Genomic DNA, 21,800 nt, shown 5'->3' on the forward strand with positions numbered 1-21,800 from the left:
CGGGCCGAGCCGGAGTTCGAGCATCACTTCACCACCGTGGACGACCGGGCGGTGTACCGCTACGACTTCGGCGGCGGTCAGTTCAGGATGATCGCCGGCCGTGGTCTGGAACCGCTGGATCCGCCCAGCGCGGCCGACCGGTACCTGTGCTCCTCCGCGTACGGCTCAGCCAAGCTGCGCGAGGTGCTCGCCACCTCCACCGACCTGGTGCTGGACGGGCTGGAGGAGGTGCGTCTGGAGTCGCCGGAGCTGAGCAGCACGCACAGCGCCTACCACTACACGGGCGTGTTCACGGCGACGCTGGGCGGTTACGACCCCGGGACCGGGCGCAACGTCCTCACACACGTGGAGAACGCCGAGTTCGACCTGTGGATCGACGAACAGGGGTACCCGCGCAGATTCGAGTACCGTGCCGCGAACGGCGTCGGGGAGGACTACGAGTACCACTCGTTCAGTTGACCCCGGCCTCCGCGGTGACCACGTCGGGGACGTGGGCGGTGTCGTCCAGCTCGTAGGCGTACGGCGGGTCGGGGACCTCACCGCGCAGTTCGGGCTGTTCGGAGTCCACGAGCAGGTTGTCGCGGGTGACCACGTTGCCGGGCCGTTCCTCCGCGGTGGCCACCGAGACCCGGGTGCCGTCGAAGTAGTTGCCCTCCACCAGCACGTTGGAGTCGTCGGCCGACCGCACGCCGTACTCCGCGTTGGCGCTGAAGTAGTTGTTGAACACGTGCACGTGCTCGGCGAACCGCGCCCCCGGGTGTCGGCTCTCCGTCCCGTCGAAGTGGTTGTGGTGCACGGTGACCCTCAGCGCGCCGGGCTCCTCCTCGTCGCCGCCGACGGCGACCGCCGACACCGCGTCGGAGAAGTGGTTCCAGGACAGGGTGACGCGGTCGGCCCCGTCGGTGACCGAGACCAGGGGCTCGTCCCCGCCGTCGCCGACGAACGTGGACCCGTCCACCCACACGTGGTGGGCGTCCCCGCGCACGGACACCGCGGTCCCGTCGGTCTCCACCAGGAGGTTGGTCAGGACGACGTCGCTGGAGCCGTCGACCACCAGCGTGCCGCCGGTGAGCTCGGCTCCCTCACCGACCCCCACAAGCGTCTTGTCCGAGCCGACCTCCATCGCGCCGTCCAGGTCGATCCGCCCGCTGATCTCGACGGTGAGCGGCTCCTCGCTGGCCAGATGGCCAGCCAGTTCTTCGGTGTCGGAGGCTGTGACGGTCTCCCCTCCCGTCCCTCCGGTCACACCCGGGTACTCCTGCCCGTCCCGTTCCAGAGGCTCGGAGGCCCAGCCGACCGGCGTTCCGAACGGCGTCGTCTCCTCGGGCGTCTCCTCCGGCGGGGCGCCGGACTCGTCCGCCTCCGTGTTCGGGTCGGCCACGGCACCGGCCCGCGGTTCCCCTCCGCTCTCCTCCCCCTCGGCCGAACAGGAGGTGAGGACGGCGCACAACAGCGCCGCCGCGGTCGCGGCGGCGATCGGATGAGATCTCATCGAGGGCTTTCCAACGCAGCGGGACAGGGGGTGTGGGGGCGTGGTTCGTACGCGGCCGGACAGCGCCGTGCGTCCGGGGGTGACGCGTGACGCAGACCACGGGCCGTCCCGGCGGACGACCCGACGGCTCCTGCCCGTCCGGGTACCCGGGCAGACGGTCGGACCGGGCCGGAAACACTGCCTAGACCTTGCCACAGCCGGGTTCCCAGTCCCAACCCAAGGCAGCTTCGCGCACACGGATCCGCACCCCGTGAAGGACGAACGTGGCGAGAAACACCCACCACCCCCTACCGAACGCAACACTCCGGAAGCGGAGAGTCAGGAGCGGTCCACGGCCACCACCGGTTCCCTCTCGGGGCCCCGGCTTCCGCGTACCCTCCCGGAGCGCCGCCGCGGGACGGTGCCGACCGCGACCAGCGGACCGAGCCGGGGCACCAGGGGTGCGGGGGAACCCGAGCGCGCCATCCCCCACCAGGCCCCCAGGGAACGGGCCGCGTCACCCGCCATTCCCAGGGCCGTCCACGACACCGGGCCGACCAGGGAGGCGCCCCTGCCCCGGTGCCAGGCCGTCACGTGGGGCAGCACCAGGGCCGCGCCCGCGGCCAGCGCGATCCGTCCGGCCACGGCGCGCCGCCGGGCTCCCGACGGGCTTCCGCCTCCCGCGCGGCGCACCGGACCCAGCGGGCCGCGACTCCCGCCACCGGGATCGCCACGACCGCGCCGCCAGGACACCGCACCTCCCACCACGGTGGCGGCGGCCAGCGGCCACCACGCCGTCCGGACCGCGCGTGTTCCCGCACGGACGGTCTGCGCCAGGTCCGCCCCGGCCAACCACACCGCCTCCGGCCACGGGGTCCGTGCCCGCACCGTGAGGGTGCCCGCCACCGCGGCGCCGCCCAAAGCACCGGCCAGCAGGGCGGCGCCGGGACGGCCGAGAGCCATCAGGGAGAGTCCCGCCGCACCGGCCCAGGACATCTCGGGTCCGGCCTCGCGTTCACCGCGACGGCGCGCCAGGGGGCCCGCGACCGCTCCGGCGGTGAAACAGGCACGCAGGTATCCGCCCAGATCGGTGATGGGCGGCGCCCACACACGGGACCGGGGCTCGTAGCGCACCGAACGGCCCTCCTCCACGAGCCGCCACANGTCGGCCGCGTCACCGAGACCGGGATCCGGGTCGGCGAGGGCCCGGCGCAGCACGAGCACGGGGATCGGCCGCAGCGGATCGGTGTGCTCGTTGGTCGAACCCGGCCGCTCCTGACCGGGGACCGCGTGTCCCCAGGGCAGGACGGGAGCGGGGTCCGCGCCCCGGTCCGGGCCGGCGTGGCGGGCGGCGACCGCGGCCACGACCATCTGTGTGTGTCCCAGGCAGGCGGAGCGGTCGGCCAGGGCACGGGGGACCACGGCCGCCACGTCCGGGTCGGCGAAGTGGCCGAGGGCGTTCTCCAACCACCCCGGGGCGGGGCGCGTACCCGCCTCGACCAGGGCGACGAACTCCGCGGAGCACACGCGAAGCGCCTCCGCCCGGGCCCTTGCTCCGCCTGCCGGACCGGGCACGACGCGGGCGCCGCGACGGCGCGCGACCCAGGCGTCGGGACCGACGGCGCCGACGACGACGGGCCGCAGCTCCGGATGGTGCTCGGCGAGGTGGTCCAGCGTGGCGGCCAACGCGCCGGGCCCGGCCCGTCCGACGACGGCCACCTCGACGGTGTCGCCGGGAACGAGGGGCAGGGGGCGGGGGTGGGCGAGTCCGGCGCGGACCAGGTCCCGGGCGAACAGGCCCTCGTCCCCGCCCCGGGGCACGGCCCGGCTCAACCAGCGGATCAGTGCGCTGACCTGGCCCGGGGAGAGGCGTACCGCCCGCGGCGGGTTCCCGCCGACGAGGAGGTGCCCCTCGTCGCTGAGGCGCACCGCGCGGTCGATCTCGACACCGAGGCCGGGGGGCAGGGGCGAGCGGGAGAGCATATCCACACCCTGTCCGGTCGGACATGGCGGGCGCAAGACCGTGGGAAGCACCAAAATCCGAGAGAGGTTGACCTAATCGTTATCCATGCTCACAGGTCCCACCAGTTCCCAAAGACGGCCCATATCCGCCCTTGACCGACCGAAGCATCAGGCCAAACATCCTCTTTGGCCAGCTCAGAGGGGGCTATCCTGACCAAGCCAGGTCGGCTGGGTTTCCGGGGAGGCACGGAGCGTATGCTGAGCGCGAATACGCCCTTCAGTGTCGTAGGGCACATCCGCCACCAGACATGATCCATCGACCCGGCCCGCTCCCAGGCCTCACCACCGCCCAGGGGGAAGCCCCGCCGCTTCCCCTCTCCCCTCTGTCGCCACCCTCAGACCGCGTATCCCGCGGCGCACCAACGCGCCCCTCCCTGTCCCAGGGGGATCCGACTCGTGTGACCACCCCGCGCCGTGACCCGCCAGCCGGGCACGGACGCCTTCGAGGGCCCGGCGCTCTGGTTGCCATGCCCGCCGCGAACACACGTCTTCGGGGAGTGAACCCAATGTGTGACACCGCAGCACCCCACAGTTCCCCCGCCCCACGTCACGCGCACGACCCCACCGGGATCGGTCTTCCACCGCCGGACACGTTCCACGTCCCCGTATCTTCGTCCAGTCCCTTTCAACGTCCGGCGAGTTCCATGGAAGAGCGCACCCCTCACAGCACAGAGACCGCTTCCGGATCCGCGCGGCGGCGCTTCCCCGGCCTGCCGAGCCAGATCGCCTACGCGAGGAGGTTCGTCGCCCGGCAACTGGCCGCCTCGCCAGAGCTGACCACGGCGACACTGCTGACCAGCGAGCTGGCCACGAACGCCATCACGCACAGCGCCTCGGGCCGCGCGACCGGAAAGTTCGAGATCTGCGTCCGTCTGGCCCCGGGGTGGGCGCGGGTGGAGGTACGGGACCTGGGCAGCGTGACGGAGGCGCCCGCGCCCCAGCACCGGGATCCCTACGACACCTCCGAACACGGTCGGGGGCTGGATCTGGTCGAGGCGCTCTCCAGCAAGTGGGGCACGGAGCCCCGCGGTGACGGAATGGGGCGCAAGGTCTGGTTCGAGCTCGTGTGGGACTGCGGCGACGAGCCCGTGGTGGCGGACACCGAACAACACCACGGCTGAAGGGGTTCGCCGGTCCGCCGCGATCTTGTACCCGTAGCACGCCCTGGGCGTCGAGCCCGGCTACAAGTACAAGATCCGCGAAGGCTGGGCCTGTTCCGTCAACGACACCTCCGTGCGGCCCACTGACGGGAGTCGCCCCGGTGCGCCGCCGTGTCCGGTACGGGCGTCCTGCTCACTCCTCGGCGCCGGTGGCCGTGGGTGCAGCCCCACCGCCGTCCTGGGTGGTCGTGGGAAGTCGGAAGCGCTCGTAGAGTTCGCGTGCGTAGTCCTTCGCCTCCTGTGACGGTTCCTCGCCCAGCTCGTCGCGGACCAGGTCGTCGAGGCTCTTGTTCGTTTCGTCCATGTGACGCAGCCTGCCTGGAGTGCGCGGATAGCACAAATCGCCGCTCCGGTGACGCAGCGCCAAGATCTGGAACGCCCTGACCGCGGGGGTTTGTGGGCTGAAATCCATCCTGGGCCGTGTAGCACCCTGGGCAGGACTCGTCGGTCCCCCGGTGGGTCCCCGGTTCTTCCGCTCGTTCCGCGTCCCCGTGACACCAGGGTGGTCCCGAGGCGCCGAGGTCCCGGACGTGGTCGGGCCAGGGCTGGCGCTCGCTGGCCTGGTCGCCCGTGGCCTCACGGGTGTGGCTTCCGTCATGGCTCCGCCGTGCCGTTGACGATAACCGGGGGCCGTCCTCACCCGGAAGCCTCCGGGGTGGGTTTCGCACCCACAAGCACGGTCCCGGACCTCCCCGACACGGGACCCTCCGGATTCTCCTTCTACTGCGTGGCGGAACAGGACGTACTTCTCGCAGGACCAGGGGGGCGATCGGGGCGGCCGCGGGTTTGTCGCTGCCCGTGTCGGGTAGCGGGGCAGCAATCTCTGTGCGTGTGCCTGCTCCCTTGCACGGCAGACCTCTTTCTCCCCATACCCGCGAACACAATGGGATCGTCAGCTCATGACTGTCACGACTTTCTCCCGGCCCGTACGCGTGTTGACCACACCGCGCGTCATCGACCCGAGCGTGCGCGACCATCTCACCGAGTTCCTGGAGAGGGCCGTGACATGGGAGCCCGGACACGTGATCGTCGACATGTCCTGCACCACCTTCTGTGACCCCTCCGGGGTCAGTGCGCTGGTGCACGCGCTGCGCGGCGCACAGCACAGCGGCTCGACGGTGAGCGTGGTCGTCTCCCACCGGCCCGTGCGCCGTGTCCTCGACCTGGTGGGCCTGGGGAAGGTGATGCCCCTCTACCCGAGCCTGCGCGAGGCCCAGTCAGCCGCGGGCAGGTAAGGGACCCGTCCTGGAGGACGCCCCTCGTGGCGCCCTCCAGGACGGGTGAAGGCGGACCGGGCTCAGCCGCGGGCGGACGCCCGCTCGCCCACGTCCCGGCGCAGCTGCTCCAGGGTGTGCTTGAGCAGCCGGGAGACGTGCATCTGGGAGTAACCCATACGGTCGGCGATCTCGGACTGGGTGTGGTCGCCGAAGAAGCGCATCATGAGCAGTTCGCGCTCGCGTTCGGGCAGGCGGGCCAGGGCGGGCTTGAGCGACTCGCGCTCCACGATCCGTTCCAGGTCCCGGTCCTCGCTGCCCAGGTGGTCCTCCAGCCGGGCGCCCTCCTGACCGTCGGCGTCGGAGGAGTCGGGGGCGTCCAACGACAGGGAACGGTAGGACTCCGAGACCTGGACGAGCTCGACGACCTCGTCCTCGTCCAGTCCCATCTCCTGGGCGATCTCGGCGTTGGTGGGCGTGCGCGCGTGGGTCTGCTGGAACTCGCTGAGCACGCGGCGCAGCTTGACCCGGTTCTCCTGGTGGCGCCTGGGCACGCGTACCGCCCAGGTGTGGTCGCGGAAGTGGCGCTTGATCTCCCCGGTGACCGTGGGCAGCAGGTAGGAGATGAAGGGCTTGCCGTGGTCGGGGTCGTAGCCTCGGACGGCCTTGACCAGGCCGACCATGGCGGTCTGCTTCAGGTCCTCCAGCGGCTCGCCCCGGTTGTTGTAGCGGCGCGCGATCTTGTTGATCAGGGGCTGGTAGCGGGCCACGACCTGCTCGCGCACTCGGGCCATGCGCGGATCGTCCTCGTCCATGCGGTGGAGTTCGACGAGGAGCTCCTCGGCCGGAACGTCCTCCCCCGGGACGGGTGTGCGCGGCTTGGGGAACGGGGTCGTGTGCTCGTCGGCGGTGTGGGACACGGTGTCGTGGTCAAGCGTGGCGGACAAGAGGAAACCCCCCGGTGCTCTGGTCCTGTGTGCTTCTGTCACCTGCCTGGGGCGGGGCACCGGCGCTCTCGCCGCGCTCGGGGCCGAGTGTCGGGAAACTGCGACTCCGCAAGCGAATCCGGTGCAACCACTACCGTTCCCTGCGAAACGACCTTAAAAGCCGTGGAACGTAATTTTTGTTGTCTTATAGCAAGTGTCCCGCAAAGAGGGCCAGGACATTATAAATTGGGCATGCGAAAGGCCGCCGCGCCCGTGGGCTCCCCCTGAGGCCCACGGGCTGCAGCAACCGTGTTTCTCCTGCTCGGCACACCATCGCAAGTACTGTTCCCCTACCTCACGGGCGCAGGGGCAAACTTCGGCTCCGTGCCTTTTCTGCGTACAAACGTGCGTTCGGATCCCCGTTCGGCGTCCGGCGTGGGTCTGGGGCGGTGGCCGAACCACGGCCGCCAGTTACCGGAGCGACCCGCACAGGCGCGTGTACGACTCCGAAGTGGCCGGGACCCGCTTCGGACTCCTTCCCGGAGACGGAGGGCCACCCGGAACGTGACACCAAGGTGATGTCGCTTTCCCCTCAGACAAGCTTTTGTCCCGCGCGAACCGCTCGCGGCGAAGAGACGGCGCGCACCGGCTCCTCGGTGATGCGGCGGCAGGCTCCCGGGAGCCCCGGGCGGAACGTCGGGAAGCGTGGAGTCGCTGCCGTGTCCGGCTCCCGGCGGGGCTCCCGGCACCGCGTGTCCGAAGGGCGGCCCCCGCCCTCCCCCGGTTCGGGTCGGGGAAAGTCCACCTCCGTAGGCGTCCGTCGAGGGCGGTGACCCGCCCCCGCGCGGAGCGCCCCGGCGGGCGATGGCGGGCCGGAAACGGAGCGGAGGCCCGAAGCGAACACCGCCTAGTCGCGGCCGGGCGCCTCCTCGCTCACTTCCTGGCGCAGCTGTTCCAGGACACCGGCGAGGAGTCGGGACACGTGCATCTGGGAGTAGCCGAGGCGGTCGGCGATCTCGGACTGGGTGTGGTCGCCGAAGAACCTCAGCATGAGGATCCTGCGTTCGCGTTCGGGCAGGCGGGCCAGGGCGGGCTTGAGCGACTCGCGCTGGACCACCCGCTCCAGCGCCTCGTCCTCGCTGCCCAGGTGGTCCTCCAGCCGAGCGCCCTCCTGACCGTCGGCGTCGGAGGAGTCGGGGGCGTCCAACGACAGGGAACGGTAGGACTCCGAGACCTGGGTCAGCTCGCTGATCTCGGACTCGGACAGCCCCATCTCCTGGGCCAGTTCGGCGATGGTGGGCGTGCGCGCGTGGGCCTGCTGGAACTCGCCGGTCACGCGGCGCAGCTTGACCCGGTTCTCCTGGTGGCGCCTGGGCACGCGTACCGCCCAGGTGTGGTCGCGGAAGTGGCGCTTGATCTCCCCGGTGACCGTGGGCAGCAGGTAGGAGATGAAGGGCTTGCCCCGGTCGGGGTCGTAGCCTCGGACGGCCTTGACCAGGCCGACCATGGCGGTCTGCTTCAGGTCCTCCAGCGGCTCGCCCCGGCCCCCGTAGCGGCGCGCGATCTTGTTGATCAGAGGCTGGTAGAGGACCACGACCTGCTCGCGCAGTCGGTCCGCCCCGGGGTCCCCCTCCCCCAGGCGCCCGAGCTCGGACAGCAACTCCTCGGCCGAGGCGTTCGACGTGTTCGTCGCGTTCTCACCCGGAACCGGCCTGCGCGGTCTGGGGATGACGGTCCTGTGGTCGGCGGCGGTGTGGGATACGTGGACGGTGTTCGCGGACAAGAGGAAACCCCCCGGTGCTCTGTCCTGCATGTTCCTGGTATCTGCCTGATCGGCAGGTGCCACCTGCGGTACGTCCCCGCTGCGGACTCGCTGCCGGGAAGCTGCGGTCCGGTGGGGACGATCCCGGTGCGCAGAGGTACGTTCCCTCAGAAACGACTTCAAAAGCCGCAGAGCGAAAAAATGTTGTCGTGCGACAAATATCTTTCCATACTCAGTTGATGACCCTGGGTGCACAACAGAGCGGTCGCCGTGCCCGCGACCCTCCCCCAAGGCCCACGGGCACGGCGACCGCGCCCTCCCTGCCGACACGTGGTGCCCAGCTACTCACCCCCTACCGCCAAGTCCGGGAATGAAACACTTTTACCGAGTTTTTCCGCTACGAACTCACGTTCGAAACGTCATGCCTGGGCATGGGCGTGACCACGCGAGGGTGAACCCGCGCACGGCGAGGGGGCGCCCCGCGCCGTGCGCGGAACGCCCCCTGGCCGGTGGAACTCCCGGGATCAGCTGACCGGCTGCTTGACGCGCTCGGTCTCGGTCCCGCCGACGGAGCCCTTCCTCCTCGTCATCCGGCGCTCGCTGCGCGCACGCCTCCGTGCCGCGCGGCGCTGCTTGCCCCACTCCACCAGCTGGTAGAGGACCGGGACCAGGATCAGCGTGAGCACGGTGGAGGACACCAGACCGCCGATCACCACGATCGCCAGCGGCGCGGAGATGAACGCCCCACCTCCGGTGAGGCCCAGGGCCATCGGGGTCAGCGCCGCGACGGTCGCGAGCGCCGTCATCAGGATGGGACGCAGACGGTGACGGGCACCCTCCACGATCGCCTCCCTGAGCGGCATCCCGTTGTTCTGGTTCTGGTTGATCAGGTCCATCAGCACGATGGCGTTGGTGATCACCACACCGATGAGCATCAGCATGCCGACCATGCCCGCGATACCCAGCGGGGTGCCGGTGACCAGCAGCAGGGCCAGCGAACCGGTGATCGCGAACGGCACCGAGACCAGGAGCATCAGCGGCTGGAGCAGGCTCTTGAAGGTCGCCACCATGATCAGGTAGCAGATGACGATCGCGGCCAGCATCGCGAGGATCAGCTGCATGAAGCCCTCGCTCTGGTCCTGGCTGACACCGCCCAGGGCGGCGGTGGCGCCCTCGGGCAGGTCCATCGTCTCCAGGGCCTGGGTGATCTCGGCGCTCACGGCGCCCAGGTCGGAGCCGGTCACGCTCGCCGACACGGTGACGCTGGCGATGCCGTCGATCCGGGTGAGCTGCGGCGGNTCGGCGACCTCGGACAGGGTGACCGCCTGGCCCGTCGGGGCCATGATGGGCAGGTCCTCCAGCTCGGCCACGCCCTCCGGGGCCTCCTCGGCACGGACCACCAGGTCGCGACGGGTGTCGTCGAGGGTGACGGTGCCGACGTTGCTTCCCTGGAAGGCGGCGGTGACCTGCTGGCCGATCATGGCCTCGGTCATGCCGAGCTCGGCGGCCTCCTCGCCGTCGACGCGCACCTCCAGTGCGGGCTGGGACTCGGAGACGCCGTTGACGACGTCTGCGGCACCGTCGATGTCGCGCAGCTCGTCCTCGACCATCCCGGCCGCCTCGGCCAGGACCTCCTGGTCGTCGGCGCTGACCCGCACCTCGATGCCCGAACCGCCCATGGCTCCCATGCTGCTCAGGCGCGGCTCGTACTCGGTGTCCAGGGCTTCGAGGTCCTCACGCAGTACCTCGCGGTTGCGAGCCTGGTCGGTGTCCGGGTCGGCGGTGACGCTGTAGTCCACCTGGGGCGCTCCGCCGCCGCCCAGCATGGCCGCCATACCGCCGCCGCCCACGTTGGTCTGGTAGGAGTCCACCCAGGCGTAACCGTCGAGCATCTCCTCGATCCTGACCGCCTCGGCGTCGGCCGCCTCCAGGGACGTGCCCGGGGGCAGTTCCTGGACGATCGAGTAGGTGTTCTCCTCGGTCTGACCCATCCACTCGGTCTCCAGGCTGCCGGCCATGACGACCGTTCCGCCGAAGATCGCGACGCTGGCGACCAGCGTGGTGACGGTGGCGACCCTGCGCTTGGTGGTGATCCACCGGATGACCGGCAGGTAGGCGCGCTGGAGCGGGCCGCGCAGTTCCCTCTCGTGCTCCTCGCGCTCGATCTGTTCCTGGGTGGCGTCCCCGATGTCCTTGGGGCGCATGAACCAGTAGCACAGCACCGGGATGAGCGTGATCGAGACGATCAGGGACGCGAGCAGGGCCAGGCTGGCGGTGACCGCGAACGGCATGAAGATCTCGCCGACCTGGCCGCCGACGAGGGCCAGCGGCAGGAACACGGCGACGGTCGCGAGGGTGGAGGAGACCACGGCGGTGGCGACCTCGCGCACACCGTCCCTGACCGCGTTCATCCGCTCCTTGCCGTAGTCCAGGTGCCTGCGGATGTTCTCCAGGACGACGATGGAGTCGTCCACCACGCGCCCGATGGAGATGGTGATGGCGGCGAGGGTGAGCATGTTCAGCGAGAAGTCGAACGCCTGCATGCCCAGGAACCCGATCAGCACCGACGCCGGGATCGACACCGCGATCACCAGGGTGGAGCGGATCGAGAACAGGAAGACCAGGATGACGATCACCGCGGCGAGCAACCCCAGGCCGCCCTCTTCGAGCATCGCGAGGATGGACTCGTTGATATAGGGGGCCTGGTCGAAGACCACGCTGATCTCGATGTCGTCACCGAGGACCTCGGCCTGCTCGTCCAGGACGGCCTGGACGCCCTCGGACACCTCGACGGTGTTGCCCTCGGGCGTCTTCATGATCATGACGCCGATGCTCGGGTCACCGTTGACGCGCGCCAGGCTGGTGGGCTCGTCCTCGACGAGAGCGACGTCGGCGACCTCGGAGAGCCGGACCGGTTCGGGCGGAGCCGGGGGCGCACCGGGCGCCGCGGCGGACATGCCCGTGCCCGCGGAGGAGGGCCTGACCCAGACGTCCTCGACCTGTTCGATCGAGGTGAACTGGTCGCCGGTGGTCACGCTCAGGCTGCGGCCGTCGGACTCGACGTCCCCGCCCGGCTGCAACAGACCGCTGGACTGGAGGGTGTCCATGACGTCCTGGGAGGTCAGCCCCGCGGCGGCGAGCTCCTCCTCGTCCGGCGTGATGACCACGTCGGAGTCCACGGCACCGGAGATCGTCGCCGAACGCACGCCCTCGACGGACTCCAACTCGGGGATGAGGTGGGTCTCCAGCGGCTCGATCATGGCCTGGTCGTCGCCGTCCTGGGCGCCCGCCGCGAGCATCACGACCGGCATCATGTCCGTGCTGAAGGACATGACGCTGGGTTCGACGCCCTCGGGGAGCATGCCCGAGACCTGGTCGACGGCGATCTGGGCCTGGCGGACGAGGTCGTCCTGGTCCTGGCCGTAGTCGAACTCGACCGTGATCTGGGACGAGCCCGTGCTGGAGGTCGAGGTGACCGTGGTGACGCCGGGAACGCTCTGGACGGCCTGTTCCAGCGGCTCGGTGACCTGGCTCTCCACCACCTGGGGCGAGGCCCCCTGGTAGGTGCCGGAGACCATCACCATCGGGAGGGATATCTCGGGGAAGAGCTCGCGTTTGGCCGACACCGCCGCGAGGACTCCGAAGAAGAGGACTGCCAGGGTGATGAGCAGAACCAGCGCCCGGTTACCGAGCGACATGACCGCCACGCGGTTCATACCTCGGTCCCTTCCACGCTGGCGGTCCCCGCCTGGGGGAGGCCCGTGCCGCGGGCCCTTACGGCCGATCTGGACATGAGAGGTTCTCGCTCCTAGTTCACTGCGGACCACGGGGACGGACCGTGGTGTGTGGGTCGTCGAGCGCGTACGCGCACCCGTCAGAACGCACACGTCATCCGCCGGTTCTGGCACCGGACGCGAACGTGTGGTGGTGGGGATGCCGGTGTTCGGCGGCCGGGAGCGGGACGGTCGTGTCAGCCGCGTTCGCCGGGCCTCGTGCATCCGCCGGGCGCGCTACTCACCATACTTCGCGTTATATCGGGAGCCGGGCCCTCCCTGTCCGATTCAGGGCGGACTCAGGGAGACATCAGTCTTCTGTCAGGGACGGTTCCTGACCAAAGTAGGAGTCCTCATCCGGAAGTCGGCGCCCTGAGGGGCCGGAGGTGCGCCGACCGTGACCGCGCGTGACCTTGGCGAGTAGTGGACATCACATGCATGGGTTCCGGTCGGCACGCTCTGAAGGCATGGGCGGCGCGGCGGAGGGGCCGGTGGCCGGTCGTCGGCCCCCCGCCGCCGGACGACGGGGCTTCGCGAGGGGTTGTCCACAGGAGGGAACCGAGGATGGCGGGCCGCCCGAACGGAGGCCCGGGCCCGATTCCGGGGGCGTCTTCGCCGCTCACAGGCGCGTCACGCGCCCCCGGACCCAGTGCGACCCGCCGCCCTCCCCACCATGAGCACGCCGTCGCCCCCGTGGACAACCGCCCGCGACGGACCACGCCCCCGCGATGGACGGCCACCCTGTGGGCGCCCGTCCCCGTGGACAGCCTCTCGTGGACGGCCACCCGTGCTGGTCGGCCGCTCCCGGGGGGACGCCACGCGTGGGAAAGGGCCTGTGGACGACCAGGAGAAGGACCCTTCGGCGGGCATCCCGGGAGAGGAACAGCCCAGACGGACCGACGCCCGCCGGTCAGACAGACCGCTGGTCGTCGACCATCTCGTGCGGCTGGGAGGTGCCCCACACCACCCGCAGGAGGTCGTCCAGGGCGTGGGCCAGGGAGTCGTCCACGAGTTCGTAGCTGACCTGGCGCCCCCGCGCGGAGGTGCGCACCAGGCCGCAGTCACGCAGGCAGGCGAGGTGGTTGGAGACGTTCTGGCGGGTGAGTCCCAGTTGGTCGGCGAGCCCGGCGGGGTAGTGGGGACCGTCGAGGAGCGCCAGGAGGAGGCGGCAGCGGGTGGGGTCGGACAGGGCGCGGCCGAGCCTGTGGATGGCGGACAGGCGCTGCTCGGAGGTCAACATGAAAACCATTGTACATGGCTTGCTGTATAGACAGCATGGACTGTATAAACAGTGAAGGCTGAACTATGGCGCCATGAGCGACGGCGCCCGCGAGCTGACGTCAGGACGGGGGGCGTTGATGGGCGTGGGACACGACCACGGGCACGGAGTCACGGCGGGGGCCGCCAACAGCGGACGGCTGGCGCTGGTCCTCGGAATGATGCTCCTCGTCGCCGTCGTCCAGGTACTCGGCGCCGCGTTCAGCGACAGCCTGGCACTGCTCGCCGACGCCGGGCACACCGTCACCGACTCCTTCGGGGTGGCGCTCGCCCTGGTCGCCGTGTGGATCGCCGGGCGGCCCGCCACCAGCGAGCGGACCTTCGGCTCCCAACGCGCGGAGATCCTGGCCGCCGCGGTCAACGCGCTGGTGCTGTTCGTCCTGTGCGGGTTCATCGTGGTGGAGGCGGTCGAGCGGCTGCGCACACCCGCCGACGTGTCCGGCCCCGGCATGGTCGTCGTCGCCGCCTTCGGCCTCGTCATGAACGTCGGCGCACTGCTCGTGCTGCGCTCGGGGGCCAGATCGAGCCTCAACGTCAGGGGCGCCTACCTGGAGGTCATGGGTGACGCTCTGGCCGCGGTCGGCGTCATCGCGGGCGGGGCCGTCGTCTGGCTGACCGGGTGGTCGCGGGTGGACACCCTCGTCTCACTCGGCATCGCCGCGATCATCGTGCCCCGCGCGTGGGCGCTGCTCCGCGAGGCCGTGCACATCCTGCTGGAGGCCACACCCAAGGACATGGACCTGACCGAGGTCCGCGACCACCTGCTCGGGCACTCCGCCGTACTCGACGTCCACGACCTGCACGCCTGGACCATCACCTCCGGCGTACCCGTGATGTCGGCGCACGTGGTGGTGGCCGAGGAGCACCTGGGCGACACCGGCCGGATGCTCGACGAACTCCACGCCTGTCTCACCGGTCACTTCGACGTCGAGCACTCCACGCTGCAACTGGAGCCGCCCGGCCACGCCGACCACGAGGGCGCCCGCCACGCCTGACCGCGCCCGGGTCGCGCGGACCCGCCCTCCGACCGCCCTCACGCCCGTTCCCGACCGCCAGTCGCCCTCGTTCCCGCCCCGGCACGGTCGACGGACGGCCGGATGGCCCCGGACTCCGCTCCGCTGCCGGTGACCACCGGTGACCCCTGACAACGCCCCGGTCCGGGTTTACGGTGTCGGACGGGCCGTCGACGTGCCACCATCGGAACCTTCTGGCACAATTCCTCGCGGCCAGGAACGCAAGGAGGCACCACCGTGGCACCCTTCCCGCCCCAGGAACAGCGGTGAGCACCCATCCACTGAGAGCGGTCGCCCTCTTCCTTCGCAGGCTGGTCAGCAGCTCACTCCTCCGCCTACGAGCGGGGCGGCTGTCGTACAGGTTGCGCGTGGAGATGAGTTCCGCCCGCGAGACCAGCATGTGGCGTCAGCCCGCACGTGTCTTCGTCATGGCCTTCGTGGCCGTGGACCTCATGGGCACCGGGCTGCTGATGACCCCGCTGACCACACCCGACCACCTGGGACTGGGCTTCGTCGAGGCCTTCTTCACCGCGACCACGGCGCTCGCGGTGTGCGGACTGAGCGTGGTCGACATCGGCGCCGACCTCAACTCCTTCGGCCAGGGAATCGTCATCGCGCTCATGCAGATCGGCGGCATGGGCATCATGACCCTGGCCTCCCTGCTGGGCACCGCGATGATCCGCCGCTTCGGACTGCGCATGCAGCTCACCGTGCAGGCGGAGACCCGAAGCCTGTGGGTGGGCGACGTGCGCGGCCTGGTCAGCCGGGTGGCCCTCATCTTCCTGATCTGCGAGGGCGTGACGTTCCTGCTGATCACGCCGAGGATGTGGCTGGGCTACGACATGTCCTTCGGAGCGGCCGTCTACTCGGGCTTCTTCCACTCGATCTCGGCCTTCAACAACGCCGGGCTTTCCCTGTACGGCAACAGCATGATGCGCTTCTCCGGCGACGCGCTCATCCTGGTCCCGATCGCCCTCGCGGTCATCCTCGGCGGCATCGGCTTCCCGGTCCTGCTGGAGCTGCGCCGGGAGCTGCGCACGCCCCGCCGGTGGAGCCTGCACACCAAGCTCACCGTGGTCACCACGGCGATCCTCTTCGCGGCCGGGACACTCCTGGTCATCGTGATGGAGTGGAACAACCCGCGGACCCTCGGGCACATGGACTGGTGGGCGCGGATCGTCAACGGGTTCTTCCACGGCGTCATGCCGCGCAGCGGCGGCCTCAACTCCGTCGACACCGGCGAACTGGAGGACTCCACACTGCTGGTGACGATCATGCTCATGTTCGTCGGCAACGGCAGCGCCGGAACGGCGGGGGGCATCAAGGTCGCCACCCTCGCGGTGCTCTTCCTCGTGGTGGCGGCCGAGGTCCGCGGCAACGACAAGGTGCACGTCTACGGACGCCAGCTGTCCCCGGAGGTCATCCGGCAGGCGCTGAGCCTGGTGTTCCTGTCCGCGACGGTCGTGGCCTTCACCACGGTCCTGTTGGTACGCACCACCCCCTTCGAGCTGCTGCCGGTGATGTTCGAGGTGGTGTCGGCCGTCGCCGTGGTCGGCCTCTCCATGGGCATCACCCCGGACCTGGCGCCCTGGGCCCAGTTCCTGCTGGCCCTGCTCATGGTGGCGGGCAGGGTGGGTCCCATCACCTTCGTGACGGCCCTGGCCTTCCGCGACCACCGTCGGCGCTACGATCTCGCGGAGGCACGGCCGATCATCGGCTGACACCCCCATGAGGGAAGGAAGAGGCACCGTGCAGCAGCACAGGAGACTCACCGACAAGCGCGTTCTGGTCATCGGCCTGGGCCGGTTCGGCGGTTCGCTCGGGTTGGAGCTGGTCAGCCGCGGGTGGGAGGTGCTGGGCGTCGACTCCAGCCCTCGCCTGGTGCAGTCCTTCGCCGACGAGCTCACCCACACGGTGATCGCCGACGCCACCGACGAGGAGGCACTGCGCCAGGTGGGCGCGTCCCAGTTCCGCAGCGCGGTGGTGGCCATCGGCACCCACCTGGAGGAGAGCATCCTGGCCACCTCGTTGCTGGTGGACATGGGGGTGACCAACATCTGGGCGAAGGCGACGAGCCACCGCCACAAGCGCATCCTGGAACAGGTGGGCGCCACCCACGTGGTGCTGCCCGAGCACGACATGGGCGAGCGGGTGGCGCACCTGCTGTCGGGCCGGATGCTCGACTACGTGGAGCTGGAGGAGGGCTTCTCCCTCGGCAAGACCAAGGCGCCCAAGGAGCTCCTCGGCAAGACGCTGCGGGAGACGCGGGTCCGACAGCACTACGGGATCACCGTGGTGTCGGTGAAGCAGATGCACGGGGAGTTCACCTACGCCACCCAGGAGACGGTGCTGCACAAGGGAGACGTGATCGTGGTCGCGGGCCGGACCGACGACGTGGAGCGTTTCTCCGAATCCACCTGAGCCGTCCCCGGGCCCGTGTCTGCCTGGGACCCGCGCCCGGCCCGCCCGTTCCACCCCGGTCAGCGTCGACGGCGGATCGCCGGGGGCGGCGGTTCACGGCCCCGCTGCCACCTGTGAGCGTTCCACTCCAAACAGACAAATTGACAACCGTTTTCATTTTCCCGAGAATTGACCCATGCGAACTGGGACAACCGTGCGGGCCGCCGCCGTCGGCGCCGCGGCACTCATGACGATCACCGCCTGCGGAAGCGGCGAGGGGGCGGACGACTCGGGTGTCTCCCCGGCCGACGCGGACCTGACCGTGGTCACCGGCGTCTACCCCCTGGAGTGGCTGGCCCGGGAGATCGGTGGCGACCAGGTGGCCGTCAACCAGCTCACCGAACCGGGCACCGAGCCCCACGACCTGGAGCTCACCGGCCGCCAGGTGGCCGAGGTCAGTGAGGCCGACATCGCCTTCCACGTGGAGGGTCTCCAGCCCGCCGTGGACGAGGCGATCGCCCAGGAGGCCTCCGAGAACGCGCTCGACGTCGCCGACGTCGTGGAGCTGCACTCCGCCGGTGCGGCCGGGTCCGGCCACGACCACGCGGAGGAGGAACACGACCACGCGGAGGACGAGCACGGTCACGCGGAGGACGAGCACGCCGAGGAGAGCCACGCCGAGGAGGAGGGGCACGACCACGGCGCGTACGATCCCCACTTCTGGCTGGACGTGGAGTTGATGGCACAGGTCGCCCAGGCACTCGGCGACCGGATGGCCGAGGTCCACCCCGAGGGCGCCGACCTCTACTCGCAGGGCGTGGAGGAGGTGACCGCGGAACTGGAGGCGATCGGCCAGGAGTACGAGGAGGGACTCTCCTCCTGCGAGCAGGACGAGGTGGTCGTCGGACACACCGCCTTCACCTACCTGACCGAGGCCTACGGCCTGGAGCAGATCGGGGTCAGCGGAGTGGACCCCGACTCCGAGCCCTCGCCCGCCCAGATCGCGGAGATCACCGACATCGTCCGTGAGCACGACATCAGCACCGTCTTCACCGAGCCGCTGATGCCCGCGGCGACCGCCGAGACCATCGCCGCCGAGACCGGGGCGCGGGTGGAGGTGCTCGACCCGCTGGAGGGCGTCACCGAGGACTCCCCCGGCGACGACTACCCGTCGATCATGCGGGGCAACCTGGAGGCGCTGACCACCGCGCTGTCCTGCTCCTGACGGAGGATCTCCCTCCCCGACACCGGGCCCCACCGGCTCCGGGCAGCCGCCCGGGACCGGTGGGGCCCTCTCGTGCGCACCCCCTCGGGTTACATGGCGCTTACATACCACCAAACCCTCGGACAAGTGGCGAGGGTCACGCTATGCTTGTGAATGTGTCGGTGCTGATGCACGTGCATCTGTCAGTGCATCAGCACGACCGTTCCCCTCAGAAATCCAAAGGAGCAGCATGAGCGCACACAACGGCATCCCCGCGACCCAGCTCACGGAGGCGGCTTGGCAGAAGGCCCGGCGCAGCAACTCGCAGGGCGCCTGCGTCGAGATGGCCCGTCTCAACGACGGTTCCATCGCCGTACGCAATTCCCGTTTCCCGACCGGACCGGCCCTGGTCTACACGCAGGAGGAGATTGACTGCCTGATCCTGGGTGCCAAGGACGGGGACTTCGACAACCTTCTCAGCTAGGTCTTCTCCTCCTACTGAGCACGTCGACGGCCTCGGGGCACGCGCAGGAGGGGCCACCGCACAACGGTGACCCCTCCTACCAGGACCGACCCGGATGCCACGCCCTCGTCCGGGTCGGCCAAGGCCGTACCCGCCCGCGCGGTCCCGTCCGCGAAAGCCCCCGAAAAACCGGAAAGGCCCGCCTCGGCGAGCCCCTCATGTCCCCGGCCGCGCCCGGGACCCCTCCCTCCGGCCAGGACCGCCCTCAGTGCCTGTCCGGGGCGTTCCTGTCCAGGTCCTCCAGCATCCCCTCAAGCAGACCCACCGTCTCGTCCGGCGTGGCCGCCGCGACGCTGAGCCGGGTCATGGCCTTGGTGTAGGCCTCCACCACGGGGCGGCGGTCGATGATCTCGCCGTCGGTGAGCTGCTCCAGGTAGACCATGTCCGCCAGCTCGAACTCCGAGTACCGCAGGAGCGTGAACGAGCCCGCCTCGGCGGCGTGCGCGCCCACCGCGAAGGGGACGATCTGGAGGGTGATGTTGTCGTACTCCTTGCTGAGCTGGATGAGCCACTCCAGCTGACCGCGCATGATCTCGCGACCCGCCTCGGGGCCGCCGATCGGTCTGCGCACCGCGGCCTCGTCCAGGATCACCCACATGCGCATGTTCTTGTCGGTGCGCAGGCGCCGCTGTCTCCTGAGTCTGGCGTCAACGCGCTGCTCGGTGACCTCGTCGGTCTCCACACCGCCGGAGATCACCGCACGCGCGTACTCCTCGGTCTGCAACAGCCCGGGGACGAACTGGGACTCGTAGATGCGGATGTGGTCGGCGGCCTCCTCGAAGCCGACGTAGCGGATGAACCACTTGTGCAGTGACTCCCCGTACTCCTTCCACCAACCGGGCTTGTTGGATTCGCGCGCGACTTCGAGGATTTCCTTGATCCTCTTGCGGTCGCTGACCCCGTACATCTTGAGGAGGTCCTCGATATCGCGCAGCTTGAAACCGACCCGACCGAGTTCCATACGGCTGATCTTCGACGCCGACGCCCGAATCTTGTTGCCGGCGTCCTCACGGCTGATACCGCGTGCTTCGCGAAGCTGCCGCAGCTCATGCCCGATCAGCATGCGGCGCACAGTGGGGCCGCTCCCCTGGCGCAATCGAGCGATATCCACGTTCGCCGCCTCTCCGTCATTCCTCACACAAGGGTATCCGGGCTCTCGGGATACCTTTGCCGTGCGGTCAAGACACTACATGTACACGATAGAACGATCGATAGAGCAGTGGTGCCTTCGGGTATCGCCTCAGCGGCCCTCCCAACACCTCCGGGGAGGACTCCGCCGCCGGGAGGGTTCCGGCGGGTCGTCCAGCGGGGAGCCCCGGGACTCACACGAATTGCGCCCAAACGAACTTTCCGCCGGGCGGCGTGGGAATCACACCCCACTCTCGCGCGAAAGCGCTCACCAGGGCAAGCCCCCGGCCGCCCTCCAGGTCGAGATCGGTTTCCCTTCTCTGGGGCAGCCGGTCCCCCCCGTCGCGAACCGCGCAGATGAATTCACTGCCGCTGCGCATCAGCGAGAGCTGAATACCCCCCTCGCTCTGCCCTGTCAAGGGCATGGGGCCGCCGTGCCGGAGCGCATTGGTGACCAATTCGGAAACGACCACCACGACATCGTTGGACAAGTACTGCATCTCCCATTCGTGGAGAAGCGCCTCGGAAATCTCACGCGCGGCCCCCACGGAGTGGGGGCGCGGCTCGAAGCTCCACGTGACGGCGTCGTGCCTGTCCCCGCAGACGGGGGTGTTCCAGCGGCGGGAACCGTGCGTCAGGACCTTGAGCCACCAGCCACCGGTCGGATCCGCCACCGCCTCCGCACACTCCATGACTTCCACTCCTCCCTGACGCACCATGGTGTGAGCGACAGTGACACAGCCGGGGTGCGTCGTGCCCGCGTGCGGGGCGGGCGCGTGCCGCTGCACGGTCCGAATGCACGTGCATCTTGGTCTTGCAGGCAATCGTAGGCCAAGCCCCCACGATGTGCAGGCAAACACGGAGACGACTTCGGCCAACCCGTAAAGCGGGTCGGCACATGACCGTCCACCCTCGGCTCTCCCCCGTGGTGAGAGCACCCCCAGGCACCTACCGACCGGTTGGCATGTGGATAGGATTTCCCCGCGCCCACCACATGAATTCTGGAGGTAACACCATGTCCCCAACGCCCCGTGTGGCCATCGTGACCGGTGCGGCCCGTGGGATCGGTGCGGCCACGGCTGAGCGCCTGGCACGTGAGGGCCGGGCCGTCGCCGTGCTGGACCTGAGGGAGTCCGACGCCCAGGAGGTCGTGGACCGCGTCACCGCCGCGGGCGGCACGGCCCTGGCCGTGGGCTGCGACGTGTCCGACCCCGACCAGGTGACCGCCGCCGTCGACACCGTCGCCGAGCGGCTCGGCCCGCCCGCGATCCTGGTGAACAACGCCGGTGTCCTGCGTGACAACCTGCTGTTCAAGATGTCGACGGAGGACTGGGACACCGTGATGAACGTGCACCTGCGGGGCGCGTTCCTGATGAGTAGGGCCGCCCAGGCGCACATGACCAAGAACGGCTGGGGCCGCATCGTCAACCTGTCCAGCTCCTCGGCGCTGGGCAACCGGGGCCAGGCCAACTACTCCGCGGCCAAGGCGGGTCTCCAGGGGTTCACCAAGACCCTGGCGATCGAGCTGGGCAAGTTCGGCGTGACCTGCAACGCGGTCGCGCCCGGGTTCATCGAGACCGCCATGACCCGGGCGACCGCCGAGCGCATCGGCGTCAAGTACGACGACATGAAGGCCTTCAAGGAGGCCGAGATCCCGGTACGCCGGGTGGGTGTCCCCGAGGACATCGCCAACGCGGTCGCCTTCCTCACCGGGGAGGACGCCGGGTTCGTGTCCGGCCAGGTCCTCTACGTCGCCGGCGGGCCGCTGGACTAGCGGTTGACCGGAAGGGTGCACCGGTCCTCCCCGTTCGCGGCGGGGTCTGGCCACTGCGGCCACACCGGTTAACGTATCCGGCCAGCCCGTCAGCGGTTGGCCGGAACCGTCTCCGGTGTGGCACCCGGTCTCCCCGTCCCTCCGGCCGCGCG

The 21,800-nt window shown here is 69.8% G+C and carries 17 protein-coding genes; 8 read left to right on the plus strand and 9 right to left on the minus strand.

Translation table 11 applies throughout. The features are described from left to right. Positions 1-451 precede the first annotated feature (451 nt). Together D455_RS0106740 and D455_RS0106745 are read right to left on the minus strand one after the other, a co-directional pair. The gene (locus tag D455_RS0106740; RefSeq protein ID WP_017569989.1) at positions 452-1,492 is read right to left on the minus strand and encodes a pectate lyase family protein; all 1,041 of its coding nucleotides are present in this window, start codon (positions 1,490-1,492) and stop codon (positions 452-454) included. Between the two features lie 318 nt (positions 1,493-1,810). Then, entirely contained in the window at positions 1,811-3,454 is a 1,644-nt protein-coding gene (locus tag D455_RS0106745; protein WP_017569990.1) for a hypothetical protein, read from the minus strand. Between the two features lie 683 nt (positions 3,455-4,137). On the opposite strand from D455_RS0106745, the gene D455_RS0106750 reads away from it, so the two are divergent. Then, on the plus strand, positions 4,138-4,614 hold the full coding sequence (locus D455_RS0106750; protein WP_017569991.1) for an ATP-binding protein: 477 nt from the start codon (positions 4,138-4,140) through the stop codon (positions 4,612-4,614). 172 nt (positions 4,615-4,786) lie between these two features. Here the strand turns inward: D455_RS0106750 and D455_RS34450 are convergent, their stop codons facing one another. Further along, positions 4,787-4,957: a hypothetical protein gene (locus D455_RS34450; protein WP_017569992.1), complete on the minus strand. Its 171-nt coding sequence runs from the start codon at positions 4,955-4,957 to the stop codon at positions 4,787-4,789. Between the two features lie 595 nt (positions 4,958-5,552). Here D455_RS34450 and D455_RS29495 point away from each other — a divergent pair. Further along, positions 5,553-5,888 carry an STAS domain-containing protein gene (locus D455_RS29495; RefSeq protein ID WP_083922156.1) on the plus strand — a complete coding sequence of 112 codons (336 nt, stop codon included), beginning with the start codon at positions 5,553-5,555 and terminating at the stop codon, positions 5,886-5,888. A gap of 62 nt (positions 5,889-5,950) precedes the next feature. Here the strand turns inward: D455_RS29495 and D455_RS0106765 are convergent, their stop codons facing one another. The 4 genes from D455_RS0106765 to cmtR form a co-directional block, all read right to left on the minus strand. Then, positions 5,951-6,814, minus strand: a complete 864-nt coding sequence (locus D455_RS0106765) for a SigB/SigF/SigG family RNA polymerase sigma factor (protein WP_017569994.1) — start codon at positions 6,812-6,814, stop codon at positions 5,951-5,953. Positions 6,815-7,700: 886 nt separating this feature from the next. Further along, on the minus strand, positions 7,701-8,576 hold the full coding sequence (locus tag D455_RS0106770; RefSeq protein WP_017569995.1) for a SigB/SigF/SigG family RNA polymerase sigma factor: 876 nt from the start codon (positions 8,574-8,576) through the stop codon (positions 7,701-7,703). A 503-nt stretch (positions 8,577-9,079) separates the two neighbouring features. Next, positions 9,080-12,271, minus strand: coding sequence for an efflux RND transporter permease subunit (locus tag D455_RS0106775; protein WP_017569996.1), 3,192 nt, complete (start codon positions 12,269-12,271; stop codon positions 9,080-9,082). A gap of 967 nt (positions 12,272-13,238) precedes the next feature. Beyond that, the gene (cmtR, locus tag D455_RS0106780; protein ID WP_017569997.1) at positions 13,239-13,568 is read right to left on the minus strand and encodes a Cd(II)/Pb(II)-sensing metalloregulatory transcriptional regulator CmtR; all 330 of its coding nucleotides are present in this window, start codon (positions 13,566-13,568) and stop codon (positions 13,239-13,241) included. A 118-nt stretch (positions 13,569-13,686) separates the two neighbouring features. Here cmtR and D455_RS0106785 point away from each other — a divergent pair, with 118 nt between their 5' ends. From D455_RS0106785 to D455_RS0106805, 5 genes are all read left to right on the plus strand, one after another. Further along, positions 13,687-14,601, plus strand: coding sequence for a cation diffusion facilitator family transporter (locus tag D455_RS0106785; protein WP_017569998.1), 915 nt, complete (start codon positions 13,687-13,689; stop codon positions 14,599-14,601). 284 nt (positions 14,602-14,885) lie between these two features. Further along, complete coding sequence (locus D455_RS0106790) at positions 14,886-16,340, plus strand: TrkH family potassium uptake protein (RefSeq protein WP_026122388.1); 1,455 nt, start codon at positions 14,886-14,888, stop codon at positions 16,338-16,340. A 7-nt stretch (positions 16,341-16,347) separates the two neighbouring features. Beyond that, a complete protein-coding gene (locus tag D455_RS0106795) occupies positions 16,348-17,040 on the plus strand; it encodes a potassium channel family protein (protein WP_394296616.1) in 693 nt (230 codons plus the stop codon). Between the two features lie 175 nt (positions 17,041-17,215). Then, on the plus strand, positions 17,216-18,244 hold the full coding sequence (locus D455_RS0106800; protein ID WP_040684581.1) for a metal ABC transporter substrate-binding protein: 1,029 nt from the start codon (positions 17,216-17,218) through the stop codon (positions 18,242-18,244). A 229-nt stretch (positions 18,245-18,473) separates the two neighbouring features. Beyond that, positions 18,474-18,707: a DUF397 domain-containing protein gene (locus D455_RS0106805; RefSeq protein WP_017570002.1), complete on the plus strand. Its 234-nt coding sequence runs from the start codon at positions 18,474-18,476 to the stop codon at positions 18,705-18,707. Positions 18,708-18,951: 244 nt separating this feature from the next. On the opposite strand, the gene D455_RS0106810 is transcribed toward D455_RS0106805, so the two are convergent. Both D455_RS0106810 and D455_RS0106815 read right to left on the minus strand, forming a co-directional pair. Beyond that, on the minus strand, positions 18,952-19,809 hold the full coding sequence (locus D455_RS0106810) for a helix-turn-helix domain-containing protein (RefSeq protein ID WP_040684592.1): 858 nt from the start codon (positions 19,807-19,809) through the stop codon (positions 18,952-18,954). 259 nt (positions 19,810-20,068) lie between these two features. Further along, positions 20,069-20,566, minus strand: coding sequence for an ATP-binding protein (locus D455_RS0106815; RefSeq protein ID WP_017570004.1), 498 nt, complete (start codon positions 20,564-20,566; stop codon positions 20,069-20,071). A 323-nt stretch (positions 20,567-20,889) separates the two neighbouring features. Here D455_RS0106815 and fabG point away from each other — a divergent pair, with 323 nt between their 5' ends. Next, positions 20,890-21,648, plus strand: a complete 759-nt coding sequence (fabG, locus tag D455_RS0106820; RefSeq protein ID WP_026122389.1) for a 3-oxoacyl-ACP reductase FabG — start codon at positions 20,890-20,892, stop codon at positions 21,646-21,648. Positions 21,649-21,800 lie beyond the last annotated feature (152 nt).

It is taken from the genome of Nocardiopsis halotolerans DSM 44410 (genome assembly GCF_000341065.1).
Taxonomy (GTDB): domain Bacteria; phylum Actinomycetota; class Actinomycetes; order Streptosporangiales; family Streptosporangiaceae; genus Nocardiopsis; species Nocardiopsis halotolerans.

Excerpts from the sequence above, each read along its gene's own strand:
- D455_RS0106750 (WP_017569991.1), top strand. The coding sequence starts at position 4,138 with ATGGAAGAGCGCACCCCTCACAGCACAGAGACCGCTTCCGGATCCGCG.
- fabG (WP_026122389.1), top strand. The coding sequence starts at position 20,890 with ATGTCCCCAACGCCCCGTGTGGCCATCGTGACCGGTGCGGCCCGTGGG.
- D455_RS0106815 (WP_017570004.1), bottom strand. The coding sequence starts at position 20,566 with ATGGAGTGTGCGGAGGCGGTGGCGGATCCGACCGGTGGCTGGTGGCTC.
- cmtR (WP_017569997.1), bottom strand. The coding sequence starts at position 13,568 with ATGTTGACCTCCGAGCAGCGCCTGTCCGCCATCCACAGGCTCGGCCGC.
- D455_RS0106810 (WP_040684592.1), bottom strand. The coding sequence starts at position 19,809 with ATGCTGATCGGGCATGAGCTGCGGCAGCTTCGCGAAGCACGCGGTATC.
- D455_RS0106800 (WP_040684581.1), top strand. The coding sequence starts at position 17,216 with ATGCGAACTGGGACAACCGTGCGGGCCGCCGCCGTCGGCGCCGCGGCA.
- D455_RS0106785 (WP_017569998.1), top strand. The coding sequence starts at position 13,687 with ATGGGCGTGGGACACGACCACGGGCACGGAGTCACGGCGGGGGCCGCC.
- D455_RS29495 (WP_083922156.1), top strand. The coding sequence starts at position 5,553 with ATGACTGTCACGACTTTCTCCCGGCCCGTACGCGTGTTGACCACACCG.
- D455_RS0106740 (WP_017569989.1), bottom strand. The coding sequence starts at position 1,492 with ATGAGATCTCATCCGATCGCCGCCGCGACCGCGGCGGCGCTGTTGTGC.
- D455_RS0106795 (WP_394296616.1), top strand. The coding sequence starts at position 16,348 with ATGAGGGAAGGAAGAGGCACCGTGCAGCAGCACAGGAGACTCACCGAC.
- D455_RS34450 (WP_017569992.1), bottom strand. The coding sequence starts at position 4,957 with ATGGACGAAACGAACAAGAGCCTCGACGACCTGGTCCGCGACGAGCTG.
- D455_RS0106805 (WP_017570002.1), top strand. The coding sequence starts at position 18,474 with ATGAGCGCACACAACGGCATCCCCGCGACCCAGCTCACGGAGGCGGCT.